The organism is Spiribacter halobius (assembly GCF_020883455.1).
GTDB classification, from domain to species: Bacteria; Pseudomonadota; Gammaproteobacteria; order Nitrococcales; family Nitrococcaceae; genus Sediminicurvatus; species Sediminicurvatus halobius.
Genome location: NZ_CP086615.1, coordinates 726400 through 747540, shown reverse-complemented (window position 1 = coordinate 747540; position 21141 = coordinate 726400). Strand labels below are relative to the sequence as shown.

The following is a 21141-nucleotide window of genomic DNA, read 5'->3' as shown; positions in this document are numbered from 1 at the left end:
AGGCACGCAGGAGAAAGGCGAACCCATGCAGATCGAGGTGAATCCCGGCGAAGGGGTCCACGTATCAGAGGCCCTGGAGCAGCACGTGCACGCCAAACTTGCGACGGTGGCCCGCAAGCACGGTGACGACATCACCCGCCTCGAGGTCCACTTCAAGGACGTGAACGCCGGCAAGGGTGGACCCGACACCACCTGCACCATGGAGGCGCATCCCCGCGGCATGCCACCGGTGGCCGTGGAGGCGCTGGCCGAGGACGCCTACAGCGCGGCCCACGCCGCCGCCGGCAAGCTGGAGCGCGCCCTGGATCACCGCATCGGCCGCCGTAACGACCGCTGACCCTAACCCGCACGCTCAGGAGCCGGGGGATGACCAGCTCCGCTTCACCGTGAGCGAGTTGGTCGCCGTAACAGGGCCCACATCGTGTCCGGGGCGGCACGCGCGGTGGCCGGGCCGCGATTCCGCTGAAACCGGGAACGTCGCACGCGGCTTCGCCGCGCACGACCTACCGCGCTAAACGGCTGCGGCGCCCCCGGCCCTCTTCATGGCCCGCGGAGGCGGCCACCTGGCGTGTGCCGGCAGCCATCGTAGGTCGGGAACCGCCGCGAGGCGGTACCCGACCCGCCGGCAGGCGAACGGCAGGGGTCCCGCCGAGGCGCAATTGTCGGCGAGCGCTGCGCGCTTGCCGACCTACACGTCTACGGGTGCGCCTCTAACACCGAGCCGCGTTGTGCCCTCGGGTCTCGGCGTCGCCGGCGACGGTGCTGTCACCGCGTCGTCACATCCGTGCAAGGCGCGTGTCGCAGTGCCCTGCCACCGTGTGGGGGTAGTGAGCACACGCACCCGCCAGGATCAGACCGCCGCCGAGCCATCCCTGGGCGCTGCACGCCTTGCTGGCTGGGGCCGAGCGCTGGATTTGCTTGTGAGCGCCCTGCTGCCGCCGCGTGACGGCATTGCCCGGCTCACGCTCCGGCATGCGCTCTCTACCCTGGCGCTGCTGGTGCTGCTGCCGATCGGCCTCGCCTACCACTGGCTTGGCTTCGCCCTGGACGAGATCCTGTTTCGTGGCTACCGGCGCCTGCCCGTGCGGGCGCCGCTGTTTATCCTCGGGGTGCCCCGCAGTGGCACGACGGCGCTGCACCATCTGCTCGCCCACGACCCACGCCTCACCACCATGCGCACCTGGGAGTGCCTGTTCGCGCCGGCCATCAGCTGGCGTTACCTATGGCGTGGCATCGCCCGACTCGATGCCCGGCTCGGATCGCCCGGGGCGTGGCTCGTCAACCGGGCTGCGAGCCGCCTCTCCAGAGGCCTCGAGGGCGTCCACCCCATCGGCCTCGACGCCCCCGAGGAAGACTACCTGGCGCTGCTGCCGCGGCTCTCGTGCTTCATCCTCGTGGTGGCCTTTCCGGATGCCCCGGGCCTCTGGCGTCTCGGCCGCGGAGACCACGGCCTCACCGGTCCGGAGCGACGCCGCCTGATGGCGGCCTACCGGCGCTGCATCCAGCGCCATCTGTACTTCCACGGCGGCCACCGGCGCTACCTCGCCAAGAATGCGGCCTTCGCCCCGCTGGCTGGCAGCCTGCTGGAGGCCTTTCCGGACGCTCGCGTCATCGCCTGCCTGCGCGAGCCCGCCGGCGCCCTCTCCTCCCAGCTGGCCAGCCTCGACCCTGCGCTCAGCAGCCTGCATGGCCCCTACCGCCGCGACGTGCTGCGGGAGCGGATGATCAGCCAGCTTGGCCTCGGCTACGACACCCTGCTCGAGCAGCTGCCGCGCCTGCCGGCCGGTCGCGCCGTGCTGCTGCCCCTGCCGGCACAGCGACGCGGACTCGCCGCGGCGGTCCGCGCCTGCTACCGGGAACTCGGGCTGCCGCTCGCGCCACCCCTGAAGAACCGGCTGGCCGCAGCCGACGCGGCCGCCCGGCACCACCGCTCCGGACACCGGCACCAGCTGGCGCACTGGAACCTGGACGCGGCCAGCGTGCGCCATCGCTTCGCCGACGTGACCGCCCTGCTCGACCTCACGGGCGAGTATGCGGTCCCGGCCCATCGGCTCCCGTCCCGTCCACCGCAGCCCCCGAGGGACCACCATGGCATCGCCGTCATCACGCCTGCCCCTGCGCGTCGCCATCGTCTCGGATGCCGCGCCGGAGCGTAACGGCGTCGGCACCTATTACCGGGATCTCGCGGCACACCTGGAACCGCGTGTGCAGGCACTGACCCTTCTCTGCCCCGGCAGCGGCCAGCCGCTGCCGCACTGGCTGGAGATGCCACTGCCTGGCGACGCTACCCAGCGCCTCGGCCTGCCCTCGCCGCGCCGACTGCAGCAGCGCCTCGCCGCCTTCGCCCCGGATGTGATCATCGTCGCCACGCCAGGCCCCTACGGCCTGCTGGGGGCGCGCGCGGCGCGGCGCCTCGGCGCGCGGCTGCTGTTCGGCCTGCATACCCATTACGAGGCCCTCACCGGGCTCTACTGGGGCCGCGTCCTGGCGCCGCTGAACCGGTGGTGGCTCGCCGGCACCAATCGCCGGCTGTTCCGCCAGGCCGATGCGGTCATTACCAACGCACCTGGCATGCACCGGCTGGCCCAGGAGCTCGGAGCGCGCCGCGCCCACCTGCTGGGTACGCCGTTGCCGCGGCCGTTCCTCGAGCGGCCGCCGGCGGCGCTGCAGAGCCCGCCACGCAGCGTGCTGTTCGTCGGCCGTCTGGCTGCGGAGAAGCGCGTGCATGCCGTCATCGAGGCCGCGGAGCGGCTGCCGGGGTTGCAGTTCCGCATCGCCGGAGACGGCCCGGAACGGCCCTGGGTCGATGCCGCCGCTGCGCGGCTGCCCAATCTCGAGGCCCTGGGCTGGCTCGACCGGGACGCCATTCTCGATGCCCTGGATAGCAGCGACCTCCTGGTGCTGCCCTCGGTGGTGGAGGCGTTCGGCACCGTGGCCCTGGAGGCCCTGGCCCGGGGGCGGATCACGCTGGCCGCCCGCGGCTGCGGCATCCTCGACTGGCCCGAGCTGGCGCGCGGACTGCACCGCATCGGCGCGGGCGAGAACGTTGCCGACGCCCTCGCCCGGGTGACGGCCCTCGACCCGGCCGTGCTCGCCCACAAGGCCGGGCAGGGTCGCGCGGCGGTGCTTGCCTGCGCCGAGTCCGGCATCACGCCGTGGCTCGACGTCCTCGCCGGGCAGGCTGCCGGGGAGCGCCGCCATGCCTGAGGCGGCGGGCTGGCTCAGCATCCACGACGTCATGCCCGAGACGCTGACCCGGGTCACGCGGCTGCTGGCGCTGGCGGAGGCCGCGGACTGGCGGCGGGTGACGCTGCTGGTGGTCCCGGGGCGGGCCTGGCCGCCGGCGGCGCTGGACCGCCTGCGCGCCTGGCAGCAGGCCGGCCACCGGCTCGCGGGGCACGGCTGGCGACATCGCGTCGACGCGGTGCGCGGGCTGCGCCATCGCCTGCACAGCCGCCTGATCTCCCGCGACGTTGCCGAGCACCTTGCGCGGGACGCCGACGGCATTCTCACGCTCATGCGGGACTGTCATGGCTGGTTCGAAGAGGTCGGCCTGCGCGCGCCGCGGCTGTACGTGCCGCCGGCCTGGGCCCTCGGCCCGGTACCACGGCGGCGGCTGGCCGAGCAGCCGTTCCGCTTCGTGGAGACGCTCGCCGGCGTGTACGACACCCGCCGGAGCCGCTGCACGCCCCTGCCCCTGCTCGGCTACGAGGCGGACACACCGGGTCGGGCCCGGGCGCTGCGGCTCGGCAACGCCGCCGCTCGCCTGCTGGCGCGGCGGCGCCGGCCACGGCTTGCGCTGCATCCGTTTGATGACCGGTTGGCACTGGCCGGTGACCTGGCGGCCGATATGGCGCGCTTCGCCCCTTCCCGCCCCCGCGTTACCATGATGCGTGCGCGCCGGGAGGGCAGCCATGACCCTACATTCCGCAAGCGGGCCCAAGAGTCCGCGGGCAACGTTCGCTCCGCCGACGCCGTCCGGTGATGTCGACCGGGTTGCGGCCCTGCATGATCTCCACGTCCTCGACACTGCGGCGGATGAGCGCTTCGACCGCCTGACCCGGCTCGCCACCGAGCTTTTCGAAGTGCCCATCGCCCTGGTGAGCCTGGTGGACGAGCACCGCCAGTGGTTCAAGTCAGTGTGCGGCCTCGAGGTCCGCGAGACCTCGAGGGAGGTCTCGTTCTGCGCTCATGCGCTGAACGAGCCGAATCTCATGATGATCGAGGACACCCTCCAGCATCCGCGCTTCGCGGAGCACCCGCTGGTGATCGGCGAGCCGTATATCCGCTTCTATGCCGGGGCCATCATCCGCGGCCCCGAGGGTCAGGCCCTCGGCACCCTGTGCATCGCCGACCGCCGCCCGCGGCGTCTGGACGCCCGGGAGCGCGCCAGCCTCCGCCGGCTGGCCGAGCTCGCCGAGGCCGAGATCGAGCGTGAGGCGGAGCTCAACCAGCGCTTTCGCCGCCTGGCCGAGGACGCGCTGTTCGACCCGGCGACGGGGCTGCCCGGCGAGGAGCTGTTCAGGCACCGTCTGGCGGGCCGGGCGGCCGCGACCGGCGCACTGGCCATTCTCCTGCTGGCGGAGATGTCCGATCTCTCGCGGGGCGCGCTCGCCGGCGAGCAGGCCACCCTGCGCCAGGCACTGGCCGAACGCCTCGGCCGAGAGGCGCGGGAGGAAGATCTCATCGGCGTGGCCGCCGACGGCGCGCTCATGCTGGCACGCCAGGCCGAGCACCTCGCCGACGGCTGGGCCGAGACGGTGCGCGGCCGCCTTTCCGCACCGATCCAGGTCGCCGCCGGCCGCCATGCTCCGGCTCTGGTGCTGCAGCGGATCGACGCCGAGCCCGGCGAGGCGGCCGCGGAGCGCCTCGATGCCGGGCTCAGGGCCCTGCGCACGGAGGTTGCTGCCCGCCGGGAGGCCGTGCAGCAGGCGCGCGTGGAGCAGGCGGCGCGGGAGCGCACCGCTGCCCTCGAGCGGGAGGTGGGCGAACGCACCCGGGCGCTGGAGGAGTTCCTGCAGGCGGTCACCCACGACCTGCGCGAGCCACTCAACCAGATGGACACCTACGCGGAGCTGATCGAGGCCGAGGGCGCCGAGCGGTTCTCGCCCCAGGCGCTGGAGGACCTGCGGAGCATCCGCGAGGCCGCCGGGCGAATGGGCGAGCTGATCGGCGCGCTGCGCGAGCTCTCGCGCGTCGGCCGCAGTGAGCTGGCGGTGGAGCCGGTCGCGCTGGCCGAGTGCGTGCGGCAGGTGCTGGCCGACCTCGACCGGACGCTGCGCGACAGCGGGGCACAGCTGTCGCCGCCACCGGAGGCCACCGTGCGGGCCGATCCGACCCTGCTGCGGGCGGTCTACCAGAACCTGATCAGCAATGCCCTGCGGCACGCAGGGCAGGCTCCGCGGATCCGCTTCAGCCACGAGCGCCGCGAGGCGGGTGACGTGCTCGGGGTCGCCGACAGCGGCCCCGGCATCGATGTGCCGGATCGTGACTCCGTGTTCCGCCCCTTCGTGCGGCTCCGGGGCAGAGGGGCCGGCTCGGGTCTGGGCCTCACGCTGGTTGCGCGCATCATCGCCCGCCACGGCGGGCACGCCTGGGTCGAGACGGCGCCGGAAGGGGGGGCCCACGTGCGCTGGCTGCTGCCGGCGGATCCGGGGAAACCGGGCGGCTGAAATACTTCCGAAACGACTAATAACGACGCCCGGCCGGAGGCCGGCCGGGCGTCGCCCGCGAACCGCGGGTCGCGGCGTCTACCTGGCCGCCTGGTAGAGCCGGTTCACCTCATCCCAGTTGACCACGTCCCAGAACGCCTCAACGTAGTCCGGGCGGCGGTTCTGATAGCGCAGATAGTAGGCGTGCTCCCAGACGTCCAGCCCGAGCACGGGCGTGCCGCGATCCTCCACCACATCCATGATCGGGTTGTCCTGATTCGGGGTGGAGGTGATCTTCAGGCCCTGAGGCGTGACGATCAGCCAGGCCCAGCCCGAGCCGAAGCGACCCAGAGCGGCATTGGTGAAAGCCTTGCGGAATTCCTCGTAGGAGCCGAAGGCCTGTCGGATGCCATCGGCCACGGCGCCGTCCGGCTCACCGCCGCCGTCCGGCGACATCATCCGCCAGAACAGCGAATGGTTGTAATGGCCGCCGCCGTTGTTACGCACTGCCACCGGCAGCGCCGAGACGCCCGCCAGCAGCTCTTCCAGCGACTTGCCCTCATGCGCGGTCCCCGACACGGCGTCATTAAGCTTGGTGACGTAGGTGTTGTGATGCTTGGTGTGATGGATCTCCATCGTCTGCGCGTCGATGGCGCGATCCAGCGCGTTGTAGTCGTAGGGCAGATCCGGCAGCGTGAACGCCATGTGCGGTCTCCTCTGGTTTCTTCGGGTAAGCGGCGAGCGCACGCCAGCCAGCGCCGGCGCCCGCGTCATCCTCCGTGATGGGGCCGCCAACGCCTGGGATCAACCGCCCGCCGACGGATTCCGGCTTCGCGGCACCGGCAGGGCCGCACGCGGGTGGCCAGGGGGCCGCCTCATCGGCAATACTCGCGCCCTGTACCCAATCCGTGGCTGAGGAGACCCCATGAGCGTCCGATCCCTGTTCGCCGGCACCGCCGCCACCCTGCTGCTCGGCGGCTGCAGCCTCCTAGGTGGCGGCAGCGGCGATGCCGACGGGCCTGTCGAGGCTACGCCGCTGACGGAGCTCGAGGTAGGCGCCGGCGCCCCTCCCCGCGGCTCGGAGCAGCTCGGCCGCTACACGCGCACGGTCAATGCGCGCTGCACGTCCCAGAACGAGCGCAACCAGGCCTTCGAGGAGGCGCTGGAGCGCCTGCGCCGGGCGGCGAGCGAGGACGGCGCCACCTATCTGCGGGTCCTCGGCACCGGGCCCCTGGAGACGCGCGGCTTCTGCGACGAGGATATCTTCCGTCTCACGGGGCTCGGCTACCGCCCCGGGCTGCGCGCAGATTCCGGCGGCGGCGCCAGCAGCGAACCGGCCGACGACACGTCTTCGTCGGAGGGAGCCGGCCGCACCACCACGCAGCGGGACAGCCTTACGGCCCGGCTGGAAGAGATCGAGGCCCTGCGCGAGCGCGGCCTGATCACCGCCGACGAGTATGAGCAGCTGCGCGAGCGGGTGCTCGACCAGGCTTACTAGGAGTCTGCGCCGTAGAAATCTTCCGAGCGAGGCGGTCCCACTGCGAGGCGATTGGGCCGCTCGTGCGAGGCGCATAGTGGTAACTATGTAACGAGCGCGAGCGGTCAAAGCGGCCGCAGTGGGGCCGCCGCAGCCGGGAGACGTTCTACGGCGCAGACTCCTAGTGTCCCGATTCGCGAAGTGAGGGCGTGGAGATGGCGGGCGAGCCGATTAAGCGGGCGTTCAGCCCCGCTGCGGGAGACTCAGGGCGTCTTCCCAGCCACTGGAGCCCGAACCATGTGCAAGCTGATCCTCGCCCTCACCCTGCTGCTCGCTGCCGGCACCGCTGCCGCCGGCGACCGTGATCGCGGCGATGCCGTGCTCGGCGGTGCCCTGGGCGGCGCCCTCGGCGCCTATGTCGGACAGGAGCTCGACGGCCGCAACGGCGCCATCCTCGGCAGCGCCCTGGGGGCCGGCCTTGGCACCGCGGCGCTGACCGAGAGCCATTACGAGCGCCGGCACAAGCCCCGGCACCACCGCGAGCGCCGCTACAGCCGGCGCTACCACGGCGGACTGCCGCCCCACGCCCGTGCCCACGGCTATCATCGCCAGCACCCGCGCTGGCATCGAGGCGGCCACCGCTGGCACGGCCCGCGCCACCACTATGGCCGGCACGACGAGCGCCGGTACCGACGTCACGGTGGCGACTGGGACGACCGCTGGGACGACTGAGCCGCCGGCACCTTGCACGGCGATGCCAGCGCCGCCGTCGCCGGCAGCGTGAATACCTCCCCATTGGCGGGCGCGGGGAAGCAGGCGGCGGGGACGCCCGCCGCCTGGCGTGCCCGTGCCAGCGCCTGCCGGGGGGCATCATAGGCCTCGTCCGCGAGCCGGAAGGTCCCCTGGTGGATGCCCAGGCTCCGTGGTGCAGCCAGGTCCCGATGGGCCTGCACCGCCTCCGCCGGTGTCATGTGCACCGGGCGCATGAACCAGCGCGGCTCGTAGGCCCCGATCGGCAGCAGCGCCAGCCGGATCGGCGCGAATGCCTGCCGCGCCTCGCGGAACATGGCCGCGTCGTAGCCGCTGTCGCCGACGAAATAGATCGTGCCCTCGGGCGTGGAGATGGCGAACGCCGCCCATAGCGCGGCGTTGCGGTCGAACGGCCCGCGCGCCGACCAGTGCCGCATGGGCGCCGCGGTCACCGCAACCGACCTGGAGAGCGCCACGCGGTCCCCCCAATCCAGCGCGTCGGCGGCGATGGGCGGGTCGTGCCGGGCGAGGATGGCGTCATTGCCGAGGGGTACCAGCACTCGGGGGGCGTCGCGCGCCTGCAGCCGGGCCAGGGTGGCCAGGTCCAGATGGTCGTAGTGGTTGTGGCTGACCAGCACCACGTCGATGGGCGGCAGATCATCGAAGGCGATGCCCGGCGGCTGCACCCGGCGCGGCCCGGCCCAGCTCACCGGGCTGGCCCGCTCGGACCAGACGGGATCGGTGAGGATGTTCAGCCCCCGGGTCTGGAGCAGCAGCGTCGCGTGGTTCACGAAACTCACCCGCAGCATGCCGCCCTCGACCCGCCGCGGCGGCCGGTCGGCCTGGGCGAGCGGCACGTGCTCCGGCCAGGCTCCCGGGTCGCGGGTCAGAAGCCAGCGCAGGAACGCGAAGGGCGGGCGCTCGATGCGCGGCTCGGGATTGTGGAAGCGGCGGCCGTCGAAGTGATCCGAGGGCGGCCCCTGGTAATAGCTGGCGCAGCCGGCAAGGCCCAGGGTCACGAGTACGAGCAGTAGACGCATGCCGATTCCCTCTACGACGAGCCCGCTGGCCGGAGCGAGCGGCCGGGCCGCCGGCCCGCTCCGGGGCGAGGTCGGCCATAGGCCACCTGATTACGCATCTTCCTCAGCCGTAGCTGCCTGGCGCGTATCCGCGGTGCCGCGAGCGGTTTCAAGGCCGTGCCGGGGGTGACGCGGGCGGTGATGCCGCAACAGTGGCTGAGGCAGATACGTACTCACCATAGGCTGCGGTTGCCTGTCCGCGGTTCCCCGGTATCCTGTGCGCCCCGTACGCACCGGAGACCTCCGTGGCCGAGCGCACAACCGCCGCTGCCAGCACGCTGCTCCTGCCGGCCCTGTTCGTGCTGCTCTGGAGCACCGGCTTCATCGGTGCCCGGCTCGGTCTGCCTCACGCCGAGCCGATGACCTTCCTCGGGCTGCGCATGGTGCTCGCGGCCGCGCTGCTGTTCGCCGTCGCGCTGCTTACCCGGGCGCCTTGGCCCCGCGGCGCACGGGCGCTGTGCCATGTCGCCGTCGCCGGGCTGCTGGTGCATGGCGTCTATCTGGGCGGCGTGTTCTGGGCTATCGACCGCGGCCAGGGCGCGGGCGTGACCGCCATCATCGTCTCGGTGCAGCCGCTGCTCACCGCCGCCCTCGCGGGGGCGACGCTGGGCGAGCGGGTGAGCCTCCGCCAGTGGCTCGGCCTGCTCGCGGGGTTCGCCGGGGTCGCGCTCGTGATCTCCGGGCGACTGCAGGCCGGCGACGCCACGCCGGCGACGGTGGCGAGTGCATTGCTGGCGCTGCTCGGCATCACCCTGGGCACGCTCTACCAGAAGCGTTTCTGCCCGGTGACGGACCTGCGCACCGGCGGCACGGTACAGTTCGCCGTCACCGGCGTGGCCCTGCTGGTGCTGGCGGGTGCCACCGAGAGCATGCATATCCAGTGGACCGGAGAGTTCCTGTTCGCCCTCGCCTGGCTGGTGCTGGTGCTGTCGGTGGGAGCAATCGGCCTGCTGTTCGCGCTGATCCGGCGCGGTGCCGCCTACCGGGTGGCGAGCCTGTTTTATCTGGCGCCGCCGTTCACTGTGATCTTCGCCTACCTGCTGTTCGACGAGCGCCTCGGGGTATCGGCGCTGACCGGCCTGGCAGTGGTGGTCGCCGGCGTCGCACTGGTCAACATCCGGCCCCGCGATGCCATGCGCTGACCGCTACTGCCCGCCCAGCGACGGCAGCCAGAGCGAGATCTGCGGGAAGGTGATCAGGATCAGCGTCGCCAGCAGCAGGATGAGGATGAACGGCGGCGTGCCCCGGATCACCTCCAGATAAGGCCGCCGGAACACCGCCATGGCGGTGAACAGGTCACAGCCGAAGGGCGGCGTCGCGGAGCCGATGGCGGCCTGCAGCACCACGATCACGCCGACGTGGGTCGGATCCAGGTTGGCCTGGTCCACCAGCGGCTTGAACAGCGGGACCAGCACCAGGATCACCACGATCGGGTCGACGAACATGCAGCCGATGAAGAACGCCGCCGCGATCACCAGCAGGGCGAGGAACTGCGAATCCCCCAGGCCGTCGATGATGGGCCCGAGCACCTCCCGCGGCACCCCGGCGGTGGTCAGGGTCTGGGAGAAGGCCGCGCCGATGGCCACCAGGATGAACACCACCGCGGTGATGAGGCCGGTGGACAGGGCGATGTCCCACAGGTCACGGATCCGGACCTGGCGGTAGATGATCATCTCCAGAATCAGGGCGTAGGCGACGGCAATGGCCGAGGCCTCCACGGCGCTGAAGGTGCCGGTGTAGATGCCGCCCACCACGATCACCGGGAACCCCAGCGGCAGCACTGCGCCGCGCAGTGCCAGCAGCCGCTCGCGCCAGGGCGTGCGCGTTTCCACCGGGACGCCCTTGATCCGCGAGTAGATCCAGCAGTAGACCGCGAACATCAGCAGGATCATCAGCCCGGGCAGGATGCCGGCGAGGAACAGATCGCCGATGGAGGAATTCGGCATGATCACGCCATAGACGATGAAGCCGATGCTCGGCGGAATGAGCAGGGCGATGTCGCTGGCGTTGACGATCAGGCCCAGGGTAAAGCCGTCGGAGTAGCCCTTCTCGAGCAGGCGCGGGCGCATGGGCCCGCCCATGGCGACGACCGTGGCCTGGGTGGAGCCCGACACCGCGCCGAACAGGGCGCAGCTCGCCGCCGTGGTGATGGGCAGCCCGCCGCGGAGATGGCCAGTGAACGCGGAAACCAGGTCCAGCAGGCGGTTGGCCGTGTGGCCCTTGGTCATGATGTCCGCGGCGAAGATGAACATGGGCACCGCGGCGAGCACCCAGGTGCCGATGCCGGAGAACATCCAGCTGATGCTCATGTCGGGGCCGAAGAAGGTCATCCCCGTGAGCATCATGAACAGCGTCCCCGCCGCCAGCGGCACCATCATGGGGAAGCCCATGAGCAGCAGGACGATCATCAGCAGGGCCATCAGCGTCAGCATGGGGCGAGCTCCTGGTGTTCTTCTTGCCTTCGGGGCGTGGAATCAGCCCTGCTGGCCGGTACCGGTGCCGGCTTCCCCGTTCCCCTCCACGGGGACCTCGGCGTACTGTTCCTTCTCGGTGAACGAGCGGTAGATTTCGCGGCTGGTCAGGTTGCGCACCGCCGTCAGCACGTACTGGATGCCGGCCAGGGTAAAGCCGATGGGCGCGGAGGCGTAGACCGTCCACAGGGGAATGGTGAGTGCCCCGCTGACGCGCCCCCGCTCGTAGATCGTGGTGGTATAGTCCAGCGCCAGGTAAGCGAAATAGAACATGAGCATGGCAGTGGCCAGGCAGATGGTGACCAGCAGCGCCTTCCGCGCCGTGCCCTGGAGCTGGTCGTAGATCGCCGACATGCTGATGTGGCGCGCGCAGCGTACGCCGTAGCTGACGCCGATAAACGTCATGATGATGATCAGCAGCTCGGCGATTTCGGTGGTGCCCGGTATGCCCTGGCCGAGGAACGTGCGGCCCAGCACGTGGCCGGTCATGACCGCGGCCATGAGCAGAACCGCCCCGCCGATGACGCCTTTCTCGATGGCGCCGATGGCCCAGTCCAGCGCCGCCAGTGCGCGCAGCAGGCCATGCCTTCCCGCCCCGCCACCTGCTTCCGATGCCGTCATGAGGTCCCCCACCGTGTCATGCGCCGTTCACGGACCTTAACCCACGCCCGACGCTTTGCCTACTCGTCGCCCGCTCGCGTAGACGCCCGCAAACGCTGTGTTAGGGTTAAAGATGATCGGTTCCCGATGACATCAAACGAGCCTAAGAAGGAGGTTCCGATGCGGTTGCAGTACACCTACCCCGTGGCGCTGGGTCTCGGTCTGGCGCTTGCAGGCACGGCGACGGCCCAGGAGACCTGGCGCTTCGGCCTCGAGGAGATCGAGGGCAGTGTCCAGTACGAGTATGCGGCGGAGTTCGCCGAGCTGGTCAACGAGAAGACCGACGGTGACGTCAACGTCCAGCTGTTCCCCTACGGCGAGCTCGGCGGCCTGACCGACATCTACGACGCGGTACAGGCGGGCGCCATCCAGCTGGCCTTCGGTTCCGGCTTCCTCGGCGGCACCGTACCCGAGAGCCAGCTCTTCTCGCTGAACTTCATCCTGCCCCAGGATGAGTGGGTCACCACGCGCAAGCTGAACTCCGACACCTTCATCGAGAGCGACGCCTGGCAGAACAGCTTCCGTGACCGCGGCCTGGTGCCGCTGGCCATCGTGCCCGAGGGCTTCCAGGTCTGGACCTTCAACGAGCCGATCCGCACGCCCGAGGACATGGAGGGCGTCCAGATCCGCGTGATGGACAACCTCCTGTTGCGCGAGACCTATCGCGCCTACGGCGCGCAGCCCACCAGCATCGAGTATGGGGAGCTCTACAGCGCGCTCCAGCAGGGCCAGGCCGAGGGCAACATCCAGCCGGTGTTCGCCCATGAGGAGATGGGCTTCTACGAGGTCCAGGACTACATGGTCTTCGCCAACCAGGCGCAGTTCATCGCCACGGTGATGGCGAACCAGGACTGGTACGAGGGGCTTCCGGACACTTACCGGGAGGTCATCGACGAGACCACCGACGAGCTGGTGCGCTACATCCATGACGTTCAGCAGGAGCTCAACAACGAGCGTCTGGACACCATCACCAGCGAGAGTGACATCGAGATCATCCGCCTGAGCAACGAGGAGCGCGCCGCATTCGAGGAGCTCGCCCAGCCGGTGCGCCAGGTGTTCGTCGACGAGGTCGGCGAGCGCGGGCAGGAGCTTCTGGATCTGATCGATCAGCTGTTCGAAGAGGACCGCATGTAACGGCGTCGCAAGCGGCCCCGCGCCGCTGACGACCACCCCCGGCACGCCCTGCGGCGGCCGGGGGTTTTTCGTGGCGAACCCACCGTCCATCGGCACTTGATTGGCCGTTCGTCGGACTGTGAGGCAGTTTGCGTTCCGGACGCATGTTGCAGCGCGTCACCCCCTAGGCAGGGCACCAGCTCCCTCGCTACAATTCTCACGTCTTGAAACGGGGTGTCCTTCCCCGACCCCGTGCAGCGGCCCGCTGCGCGGGGTAAAGACCACCCGCTCGGCGGGGCTTGAGTAGAGCGATTTTCCCGCATTGCGGTAAAAGGTCACCGCGTGCGGCAAGGTGTCGTAGCGTCGTTATCGTGGAGGTGGATCATGCGTGGGAACAACGGAATCGGTGTCGGTGGCGACGTCCGGTTGCGCAATCTGGGGGAGGTCCGGCTCGAGGCCGAGATGATGCGCGGCGAGGTGCTCGCCGAGTGCATCCGCGGCTGCAGCCGGCTGATGGACCGCGTGCGCCGGCGTCGGGCCGGTCTGCCCGCAGCAGCCTGAGCCTTGACTGAGCCTGCCTGACAGGGTGCCCGCCGAAGGCCACGGGCACCCTGCTGTGGCATCGTCTTCCCTCATCCCCGCTCGCGCATTACCCTCTGCCTGACGGCATCGGTCCGAGGACCGACCGCTATCCATACCCATCCGCCGGCAGCCACGACGGTATCCCCATGAGCGACAGCCTGCGCGACCAGCTGGTCAAGAGCGGACTCGCCCGCGAGCAGGACGCGCGCCGCGCGACCACCGAGAAGCGCCAGAAGCGGCGCGGCGGCAAAAAGGGCCGGCAAAAGGCCGCTGACGGGCCCGAGGACGAGGCCGCACGCCTGGCCGCACAGCGCGAGGCGGACAAGCGGGCACGGGACCGCACGCTCAACCGCCGCCGGGAGGAAGAACGCCGGCGCCAGGCCGACGAGCACGCCGCCCGGGAAATGGTGATCGCCCGCGAGGTGCCCCACGACGGCGAGGTGCCATTCAACTTCCAGCACGGCGAGCGTGTGCGCAAGATCCAGGTGAGCGAGGCCCAGCGCCGGGAGCTCGCTGCCGGACGGCTCGCCATCGCCCGCACCCGGGGCCGTTACCGCCTGATTCCGGCGGAGATCGTGGACAGGGTCCGGGCCCGGGCCCCCTTCCTGATCGCCTGGACCGCCGCCGATGCCGCCGCCGGCGAGCCGGAGGATCCCGCCTACGCGGACTTCCCCATCCCCGACGACCTCATGTGGTAGCGCTGCCGCCCGCGGAGCGGCGGTCGCCGGTGAGCGCATGCACGGAGGCGACGAAGTCGCTGAAGCGCTCGCCCTGAACCAGAACGTGGGCCTTGAGCGCGGCCTCGGCGGCGGACCCGTCGCCATCCAGGATGGCCGCTACTACCGCCTCGTGCTCGGCGTAGGAGCGGGCCACCCGGTTGCGCAGGCGCAGCTGCAGGCGCCGGTAGGGCTTCAGCCGGGCGTGCAGCCGCCGCGCCTCCCGCTCCAGGAAGCCGTTGTGGCTCGCGGCGTAGATCAGATGATGAAAGCGCTCGTTCTCGTAGTAGTAGGCGTCGGCATCGTCGCTCGCGGCCGCCGCCCCGCAGGCCTCCAGCGCCTGCTGCAGCGCTGCCGCCTCGGCCGGTGAGATGCGCCGCGCGGCGAGCCGCCCGCACATCCCCTCCAGCTCCGCCATCACCTCGAACCGCTCCACCAGCTCGGTGATGCCAAGCTCGGCGACGAAGGTCCCGCGCTTGGGCACCACCGTCACCAGGCCGCTGGCGGCGAGCTGCTGGATGGCCTCGCGTATGGGTGTGCGCGAGCAGCCGTAACGGCTCGCCAGGGCCTCCGGGTCGAGCCGGGCGCCCGGGAGCAGCTCGCCGTTGATGATCGCCTCTTCGAGCCCGTCGCGCAGGCGCTGCGCGCGCGAGCGGCCATCCTGACCCATACTGACTCCAGTGCCGCGGAGGGTTGCATCGCAACACAAGACGTTGTTGACAGGAAGTATAGCCACGCCTATACCGATGTATACATCAGCGATGCAGATGTATACGAGCAGACAGAAGAGCAGAACCATCCCAGGAGGAGAGAGATGATGAAGCGTTCCAACCTCGCTTTTGCCGGGGCCCTTGCCCTCGCCGCCGCCATCGGCAGCACCGCCGCCGCCCAGACCACCCTGCGCGCCTCCCATCAGTGGCCAGGCGGCCAGGGCGACGTGCGCGACGAGATGGTCCAGATCCTCGCCGAGGAAGTGGCCGCGGCCGATGTGGGCCTGGAGATCCAGGTCTACCCCGGGGCGTCCCTGTTCAGCCCGCGCGAGCAATGGGGTGCCATGGCCCAGGGGCGTCTCGACATCAGCGCCTTCCCGCTGGACTACGCCAGCGGCCGTCACCCGGAGTTCTCGGCCACGCTCATGCCGGGCCTGGTGCGTAACCACGAGCGCGCCCAGCGCCTGAATGACTCCGAGTTCATGGACATGATCAAGGACGTCATCCAGGAAGGCGGCGTGCGCGTGCTCTCCGACGCCTGGCTCGCCGGCGGCTTCGCCTCCAAGGAGCGCTGCATCACCTCGCCGGATACCGTCGAGGGGCAGACCATGCGCGCCGCGGGCCCCGCCTTCGACCAGCTCCTGGCCGAGGCCGGTGCCTCCATCGCGTCCATGCCGAGCTCTGAGATCTACTCGGCGATGCAGACCGGCGTGCTGGACGGTGCCAACACGTCCTCGGGCTCGTTCGTCTCCTATCGCATCTACGAGCAGGTGACCTGCCTCACGGCCCCCGGGGAGAACGCGCTCTGGTTCATGTACGAGCCGATCCTGATCTCCGAGCGCACCTGGGACGGCCTCAACGCGGAGCAGCAGGAGGCCCTGATGGCCGCGGGCCAGGCCGCAGAGGAGTACTTCGCCGAGCAGGCCGCCCAGCTCGACGAGACCATGGTCGAGGTCTTCCGCGAGAACGGCGTCGAGGTCGTCACCATGTCCCCCGACGACTACCAGGCCTGGCTCGAGCTCGCCCAGGAGAGCTCGTACAAGACCTTCGCCGAGGAAGTGCCGAACGGCCAGGAGCTGATCGATGCGGCCCTCGCAGTCGAGTAGCCGCGACGACGAGGCCACGGCCGCCCCTTCGGGGGCGGCCACCGGCTCCGCCGGGCTCGCCGCCACCGGCATGCCCGAGCCGGAGATCGAGGTGCGCCGGGGCGGGTTCGCCGGCGCCTACATCCGGACCATCGACCGCGTCTCGGCTGCCGTCGCCGTGCTGGCCACCGCGCTGCTGATCTCCGGGGTCTTCAGCGTCTGCCACATGATCTTCGTGCGCTACATCCTCAACCAGAGCACGGTCTGGCAGACGGAGTACACGGTGTACGCGGTAACGGCGGCGATGCTGCTGGGCGCCCCGTATGTACTGCTCACGGGGGGCCACGTGGCGGTGACGGCGCTGCCGGACGCCCTCGGCGGCCGCGCCCGCTGGCTGATGCTGCGCCTCGGCGCGCTCGTGAGCCTCGTATTCTGCGCCGCGCTCACCTACGCCGCCTGGCACTACATCATTGAGGCCTACACCCTCGGCTGGGGCACGGGCACGGTCTGGAATCCGCCGCTGTGGATCCCGGTGCTGCCGCTCGGCATCAGTGCGACGCTGCTCTGCCTGCAGTACGTGGCCGAATTCCTGCGGGGAGACTTCTGATGAACCCTCTCACCAGTGGCCTGCTGGTGGTCATCGCCCTGTTCGCGCTGATGGCCATCGGCACCCCCATCGCCTTCGCCCTGGGCGCAGTCTCTCTGGCCGCCCTGGTCATCAACCGCGGCATGCCGGAGCTCACCTACTTCGGCGAGACCTTCTACGACAGCATCGCCGAGTTCGGCTTCGTCGCCATCCCGATGTTCATCATGATGGGCGCGGCGGTGGCGTCGTCCCCCACCGGGCGCGATCTCTACCGCTCGCTGGACGTCTGGCTGGCGCGGGTGCCGGCGGGGCTCGCAGTCTCCAACATCGGCGCCTGCTCGATCTTCGCGGCGCTCTCGGGCTCCTCGCCGGCCACCTGTGCGGCCATCGGCAAGATGGGCATCCCCGAGATGCGCGCCCGGGGCTATCCCGATGGGGTGGCCGCCGGCTGCATCGCCGCCGGCGGGACGCTCGGCATTCTCATCCCGCCGTCGGTGACCATGATCGTCTACGGCATCGCCACCGAGACCTCCATCGGGCGGCTGTTCATCGCCGGCATCATCCCGGGCTTCATGCTGGCGGGGCTGTTCATCATCTGGACGATCATCGCCTGCAAGATCGCCGGCGGCTACGGTGACGAGGCTGCCCGCGCGGCCAGCCAGGTCAAGCGCACGCTGCGCCAGAACATCGACTCGATGGTCCGTGTGCTGCCCTTCCTGGCCGTGGTGGTGGGTATCCTGTACACGCTCTACGGCGGCGTGGCGACCCCCTCCGAGGCCGCCGGTGCCGGCGCCTTCCTGTGCATCGCCCTGGCGGTGATCATCTACCGCATGTGGCAGTGGAAGCCGCTGAAGCTGATCTTCCGCGACACCCTGCGCGAGAGCGTGATGATCATGCTCATCATCGCCGCCGCGGAGATCTTCGCCTTCGCGCTGTCGTCGATGTTCATCACCCAGACCCTGGCCAACGCCATCGCCGACATGGACGTCAACCGCTGGGTGCTGATGGCGGTGATCAACCTGTTCCTGCTGCTGGCCGGGTTCTTCCTGCCGCCGGTGGCGGTGATCGTGATGACGGCGCCGATCCTCATGCCGATCATCCTCAACGCCGGGTTCGACCCCTACTGGTTCGCGGTGATCCTCACCATCAACCTCGAGATCGGGCTGATCACCCCGCCGGTGGGCCTGAATCTGTTCATCATCAACGGCATCGCCCCGGAGATCTCGCTGCGCGACGTGCTGCTGGGCAGCCTGCCCTACGCCCTCTGCATGGTCCTCGCCATCGTGATCCTCTGCTTCTTCCCGGGGCTCGCCACCTGGCTGCCCAGCGCCATGATGGGCTGAGGCAGCCGCCACGGAGACCCGAATGAACGTCAGCTTCCTGCAGGACCTGATCCAGACCATTACCCAGCGGGACGCCCTCTCCCGCCGCCAGGCAGCGGCCCGGCTGCCGAAGGACCACCAGGGCATGGTCGAGGCCTGCACCGAGCTCATGGAGAGCGACGGCGAGGCCTCCAGCATCGCCCTCGCCCAGCGTGCACTGGATCTCTACGAGCTGCTGCCGGCGGCGGAGCGGGAGCGGTTCTTCCAGGTGCTGGCGGAGGACTTCTCCGCCGACCCGGCCGCCATCGATGCCGCCTACCAGGCCTACCGCGAGCGTGGCGACGGCCGGTCCCTGAGCGCGCTGTTCCAGGCCTGCGAGCCGCGCCGTCAGGAGCTGCTGCGCCGGCTCAACCTGCCCGCCGGCGGCACCTTCGAGCTGGTGCGCATGCGTGAGGACCTGCTCCGGCTGCTCCCCGAGCACCCGGAGTTCGAGGCCGTGGACGCGGACTTCGCGCATCTGTTCGGGTCCTGGTTCAACCGCGGCTTCCTGGTGCTGCGGCGGATCGACTGGCATACCCCGGCGGCGATTCTGGAGAAGATCATCGACTACGAGGCGGTGCACGCCATCAGCGACTGGAGCGACCTGCGCCGGCGGCTGGACCCGAAGGACCGCCGGTGCTTCGCGTTCTTCCACCCGGCCATCGGGGACGAGCCGCTGATCTTCCTGGAAGTGGCCCTGCACAAGGGCATCCCCGATCAGGTCCAGGGCATCCTCAACCAGCAGCACAAGGCGGTGGACGCCCCGGAGCGGGCCGATACCGCGGCCTTCTACGGCATCAGCAACTGCCAGCGGGGGCTGCGCGGGATCTCCTTCGGCAACTTCCTGATCAAGCAGGTGGTGCTGGAGCTCGCCCAGGAGCTGCCCAACCTGCGGAACTTCGTCACCCTCTCGCCGGTACCAGGCTTCCGGCGCTGGCTGCAGGAGCTCGTCGACGACCCGTCCGAGCCCCTCGACGACGATACCCGGACCCTCCTCGCGGGCCTCGAGACGCCGGACTGGCACCGTGACGAGACCCTCTCCGGCAAGCTCAAGGCGGTCATGCTGCCGCTGGCCGCCCATTACCTGACGGCCGCCCGCAACGAGGAGGGCCAGCCGCTGAACCCGGTGGCGCGCTTCCATCTCGGCAACGGCGCCCGCCTGCACCGCATCAACTGGCTCGGCGACACCTCGGGGAAGGGTCTGCAGCAGGGCGCGGGGCTGATGGTCAACTACCTCTACGTGCTCGACGAGATCGAGCGCAACCACGAGCAGTTCACCGCGCGCGGCACCATCGCCACCTCCAGCGAGGTACGCGACCTCGCGCGCCGGGCGCGCAAGATCCTGAAGGAGGCAGCGCGGGGATGAGCGACAACCTCTTTGAGCGCTTCGCCGGGCGCATGCAGGAACGCGGCGATGCGGACTTCATCGTCACCCCCGAGGGGCAGCATTACCGCTACCGCGACGCCCTCGCGGAGAGCGCCCGGCTCGCCGGCACCCTGCGTGATCTCGGCGTTCGCCCCGGCGACCGCGTCGCCGCCCAGGTGGACAAGAGCCCCGAGGCGATCCTGCTCTACCTCGCCTGCCTGCGCATGGGCGGGGTCTGGCTGCCGCTCAACACCGCCTACACCGGGGAGGAGATCCGCTACTTCCTCGGCGACGCCGAGCCGGCCCTGTTCGTCTGCCGCCCGCCGGACGCCCGCGTCGCCGAGCGCATCGCCCGCGAGACCGGCAGCACCCGCGTGGTCACCCTCGGCACCAAGCGCGACGGCAGCGTCATGGAGGCCGCGGCGGCGGCCAGCCCCTTCGAGGCCGTGGAGCCCCGGGCGGCGGAGGACCTCGCCGCCATCCTGTACACCTCGGGCACCACCGGCCGCGCCAAGGGAGCGATGCTGACCCACGGCAACCTCGCCTCCAACGCCGAGGCGCTCACCGAGTGCTGGCGCTTCACCGCCGCCGACCGGCTGATACACGCCCTGCCCATCTTCCACACCCATGGGCTGTTCGTGGCCTGCAACGTGGTCCTGATGAGCGGGGCCTCCATGCTGTTCCTGCCGCGCTTCGACGCCGACACCGTGCTCGAGGCGATGCGCGAGGGCACCACGATGATGGGCGTGCCCACCTTCTACACCCGCCTGCTGCAGGACGAACGCCTGAATCGCGAGCGCGTGGCCAACATGCGACTGTTCACGTCGGGCTCCGCACCGCTCACCGCCGAGACCCACGAGGCCTTCCGCGAGCGCACCGGCCACGCCATCCTCGAGCGCTACGGCATGACCGAGACCAACATGAACACCTCCAACCCCTACGACGGCGAACGCCGCGCGGGCACCGTCGGCTTCCCGCTGCCGGGGGTGGCGCTGCGGGTCACCGATCGGGAAACCGGCCGCGAGCTGCCCCGGGGCGAGGTGGGGCAGCTGGAGGTGCGCGGCCCCAATGTCTTCCCCGGCTACTGGCGCATGCCGGAGAAGACCCGCGAGGAGTTCCGGGAGGACGGCTTCTTCATCACCGGCGACCTCGGCATGATCGACGAGCGCGGCTACGTGCACATCGTCGGCCGCGACAAGGACCTGGTCATCTCCGGCGGCTATAACGTCTACCCCAAGGAGGTCGAGCAGGTGATCGACGAGATCGACGCCGTCGAGGAGTCCGCCGTCATCGGCCTGCCCCATCCCGACTTCGGCGAGGGCGTCACCGCTGTCGTCGTGCGCCGCCCGGGGGCGAGCCTGGAGGAGGCCGACGTCATTGAGGCCCTGCAGGGACGGCTCGCCCGCTACAAGCAGCCCAAGCGCGTGTTCTTCGTCGACAGCCTGCCGCGCAACGCCATGGGGAAGGTGCAGAAGAACGAGCTCCGGGAGCGTTTTCGGGACGCTTACGCGTCCTGAAAACGCTCCCGGAGTTC

The 21141-nt window shown here is 70.3% G+C and carries 21 protein-coding genes; 16 read left to right on the top strand and 5 right to left on the bottom strand.

The annotated features are described in order from the left end of the window. Positions 1–25: 25 nt before the first annotated feature. From LMH63_RS03445 to LMH63_RS03425, 5 genes are all read left to right on the top strand, one after another. Complete coding sequence (locus LMH63_RS03445; protein ID WP_109679382.1) at positions 26–337, top strand: HPF/RaiA family ribosome-associated protein; 312 nt, start codon at positions 26–28, stop codon at positions 335–337. Positions 338–827: 490 nt separating this feature from the next. Then, a complete protein-coding gene (locus LMH63_RS03440) occupies positions 828–2156 on the top strand; it encodes a sulfotransferase (RefSeq protein WP_158280408.1) in 1329 nt (442 codons plus the stop codon). Next, positions 2089–3207: a glycosyltransferase gene (locus tag LMH63_RS03435; RefSeq protein WP_158280409.1), complete on the top strand. Its 1119-nt coding sequence runs from the start codon at positions 2089–2091 to the stop codon at positions 3205–3207. Before LMH63_RS03440 ends, LMH63_RS03435 begins: the two co-directional genes overlap by 68 nt. Further along, on the top strand, positions 3200–3985 hold the full coding sequence (locus LMH63_RS03430; protein ID WP_109679385.1) for a DUF2334 domain-containing protein: 786 nt from the start codon (positions 3200–3202) through the stop codon (positions 3983–3985). Before LMH63_RS03435 ends, LMH63_RS03430 begins: the two co-directional genes overlap by 8 nt. Next, on the top strand, positions 3915–5672 hold the full coding sequence (locus LMH63_RS03425) for a sensor histidine kinase (RefSeq protein WP_109679386.1): 1758 nt from the start codon (positions 3915–3917) through the stop codon (positions 5670–5672). The genes LMH63_RS03430 and LMH63_RS03425 overlap by 71 nt, the downstream gene beginning before the upstream one ends. A 78-nt stretch (positions 5673–5750) precedes the next feature. Here LMH63_RS03425 and LMH63_RS03420 read toward each other — a convergent pair whose 3' ends face one another. Further along, positions 5751–6356 carry a superoxide dismutase gene (locus LMH63_RS03420; RefSeq protein WP_109679387.1) on the bottom strand — a complete coding sequence of 202 codons (606 nt, stop codon included), beginning with the start codon at positions 6354–6356 and terminating at the stop codon, positions 5751–5753. Between the two features lie 220 nt (positions 6357–6576). Here LMH63_RS03420 and LMH63_RS03415 point away from each other — a divergent pair, with 220 nt between their 5' ends. Both LMH63_RS03415 and LMH63_RS03410 read left to right on the top strand, forming a co-directional pair. Continuing rightward, positions 6577–7149 (top strand): SHOCT domain-containing protein, encoded by a 573-nt coding sequence (locus LMH63_RS03415; protein ID WP_109679388.1) that lies wholly within the window; start codon positions 6577–6579, stop codon positions 7147–7149. A 276-nt stretch (positions 7150–7425) separates the two neighbouring features. Then, complete coding sequence (locus LMH63_RS03410) at positions 7426–7860, top strand: hypothetical protein (RefSeq protein WP_109679389.1); 435 nt, start codon at positions 7426–7428, stop codon at positions 7858–7860. Here LMH63_RS03410 and LMH63_RS03405 read toward each other — a convergent pair. Continuing rightward, a complete protein-coding gene (locus LMH63_RS03405) occupies positions 7824–8918 on the bottom strand; it encodes an MBL fold metallo-hydrolase (RefSeq protein WP_109679390.1) in 1095 nt (364 codons plus the stop codon). The genes LMH63_RS03410 and LMH63_RS03405 overlap by 37 nt on opposite strands. A 284-nt stretch (positions 8919–9202) precedes the next feature. Here LMH63_RS03405 and LMH63_RS03400 point away from each other — a divergent pair, with 284 nt between their 5' ends. Next, positions 9203–10099 carry a DMT family transporter gene (locus LMH63_RS03400; RefSeq protein WP_199225701.1) on the top strand — a complete coding sequence of 299 codons (897 nt, stop codon included), beginning with the start codon at positions 9203–9205 and terminating at the stop codon, positions 10097–10099. A 3-nt stretch (positions 10100–10102) separates the two neighbouring features. Here the strand turns inward: LMH63_RS03400 and LMH63_RS03395 are convergent, their stop codons facing one another. Further along, positions 10103–11389: a TRAP transporter large permease gene (locus tag LMH63_RS03395; RefSeq protein WP_109679391.1), complete on the bottom strand. Its 1287-nt coding sequence runs from the start codon at positions 11387–11389 to the stop codon at positions 10103–10105. A 42-nt stretch (positions 11390–11431) separates the two neighbouring features. Further along, a complete protein-coding gene (locus tag LMH63_RS03390) occupies positions 11432–12049 on the bottom strand; it encodes a TRAP transporter small permease (RefSeq protein WP_229332716.1) in 618 nt (205 codons plus the stop codon). Between the two features lie 159 nt (positions 12050–12208). On the opposite strand from LMH63_RS03390, the gene dctP reads away from it, so the two are divergent. From dctP to LMH63_RS03375, 3 genes are all read left to right on the top strand, one after another. Continuing rightward, positions 12209–13222, top strand: coding sequence for a TRAP transporter substrate-binding protein DctP (gene dctP / locus LMH63_RS03385; protein ID WP_109679392.1), 1014 nt, complete (start codon positions 12209–12211; stop codon positions 13220–13222). 363 nt (positions 13223–13585) lie between these two features. After that, positions 13586–13762, top strand: coding sequence for a hypothetical protein (locus tag LMH63_RS03380; protein ID WP_158280410.1), 177 nt, complete (start codon positions 13586–13588; stop codon positions 13760–13762). Between the two features lie 167 nt (positions 13763–13929). Then, the gene (locus LMH63_RS03375; RefSeq protein ID WP_109679393.1) at positions 13930–14481 is read left to right on the top strand and encodes a DUF2058 domain-containing protein; all 552 of its coding nucleotides are present in this window, start codon (positions 13930–13932) and stop codon (positions 14479–14481) included. On the opposite strand, the gene LMH63_RS03370 is transcribed toward LMH63_RS03375, so the two are convergent. After that, on the bottom strand, positions 14471–15169 hold the full coding sequence (locus LMH63_RS03370; RefSeq protein ID WP_109679394.1) for a GntR family transcriptional regulator: 699 nt from the start codon (positions 15167–15169) through the stop codon (positions 14471–14473). The two genes, LMH63_RS03375 and LMH63_RS03370, sit on opposite strands and share 11 nt — an antisense overlap. A gap of 144 nt (positions 15170–15313) precedes the next feature. On the opposite strand from LMH63_RS03370, the gene LMH63_RS03365 reads away from it, so the two are divergent. From LMH63_RS03365 to LMH63_RS03345, 5 genes are read left to right on the top strand one after another with little or no spacing between them, the layout of a single operon-like run. Continuing rightward, positions 15314–16315, top strand: coding sequence for a TRAP transporter substrate-binding protein (locus LMH63_RS03365; RefSeq protein WP_199225702.1), 1002 nt, complete (start codon positions 15314–15316; stop codon positions 16313–16315). Continuing rightward, complete coding sequence (locus LMH63_RS03360) at positions 16293–16901, top strand: TRAP transporter small permease subunit (protein WP_199225703.1); 609 nt, start codon at positions 16293–16295, stop codon at positions 16899–16901. Before LMH63_RS03365 ends, LMH63_RS03360 begins: the two co-directional genes overlap by 23 nt. Next, positions 16901–18223, top strand: a complete 1323-nt coding sequence (locus tag LMH63_RS03355) for a TRAP transporter large permease (RefSeq protein WP_109679395.1) — start codon at positions 16901–16903, stop codon at positions 18221–18223. The genes LMH63_RS03360 and LMH63_RS03355 overlap by 1 nt, the downstream gene beginning before the upstream one ends. A gap of 22 nt (positions 18224–18245) precedes the next feature. Next, on the top strand, positions 18246–19607 hold the full coding sequence (locus LMH63_RS03350; RefSeq protein WP_109679396.1) for a malonyl-CoA decarboxylase: 1362 nt from the start codon (positions 18246–18248) through the stop codon (positions 19605–19607). Continuing rightward, a complete protein-coding gene (locus LMH63_RS03345; protein ID WP_109679397.1) occupies positions 19604–21124 on the top strand; it encodes a malonate--CoA ligase in 1521 nt (506 codons plus the stop codon). The genes LMH63_RS03350 and LMH63_RS03345 overlap by 4 nt, the downstream gene beginning before the upstream one ends. Positions 21125–21141: the final 17 nt, after the last annotated feature.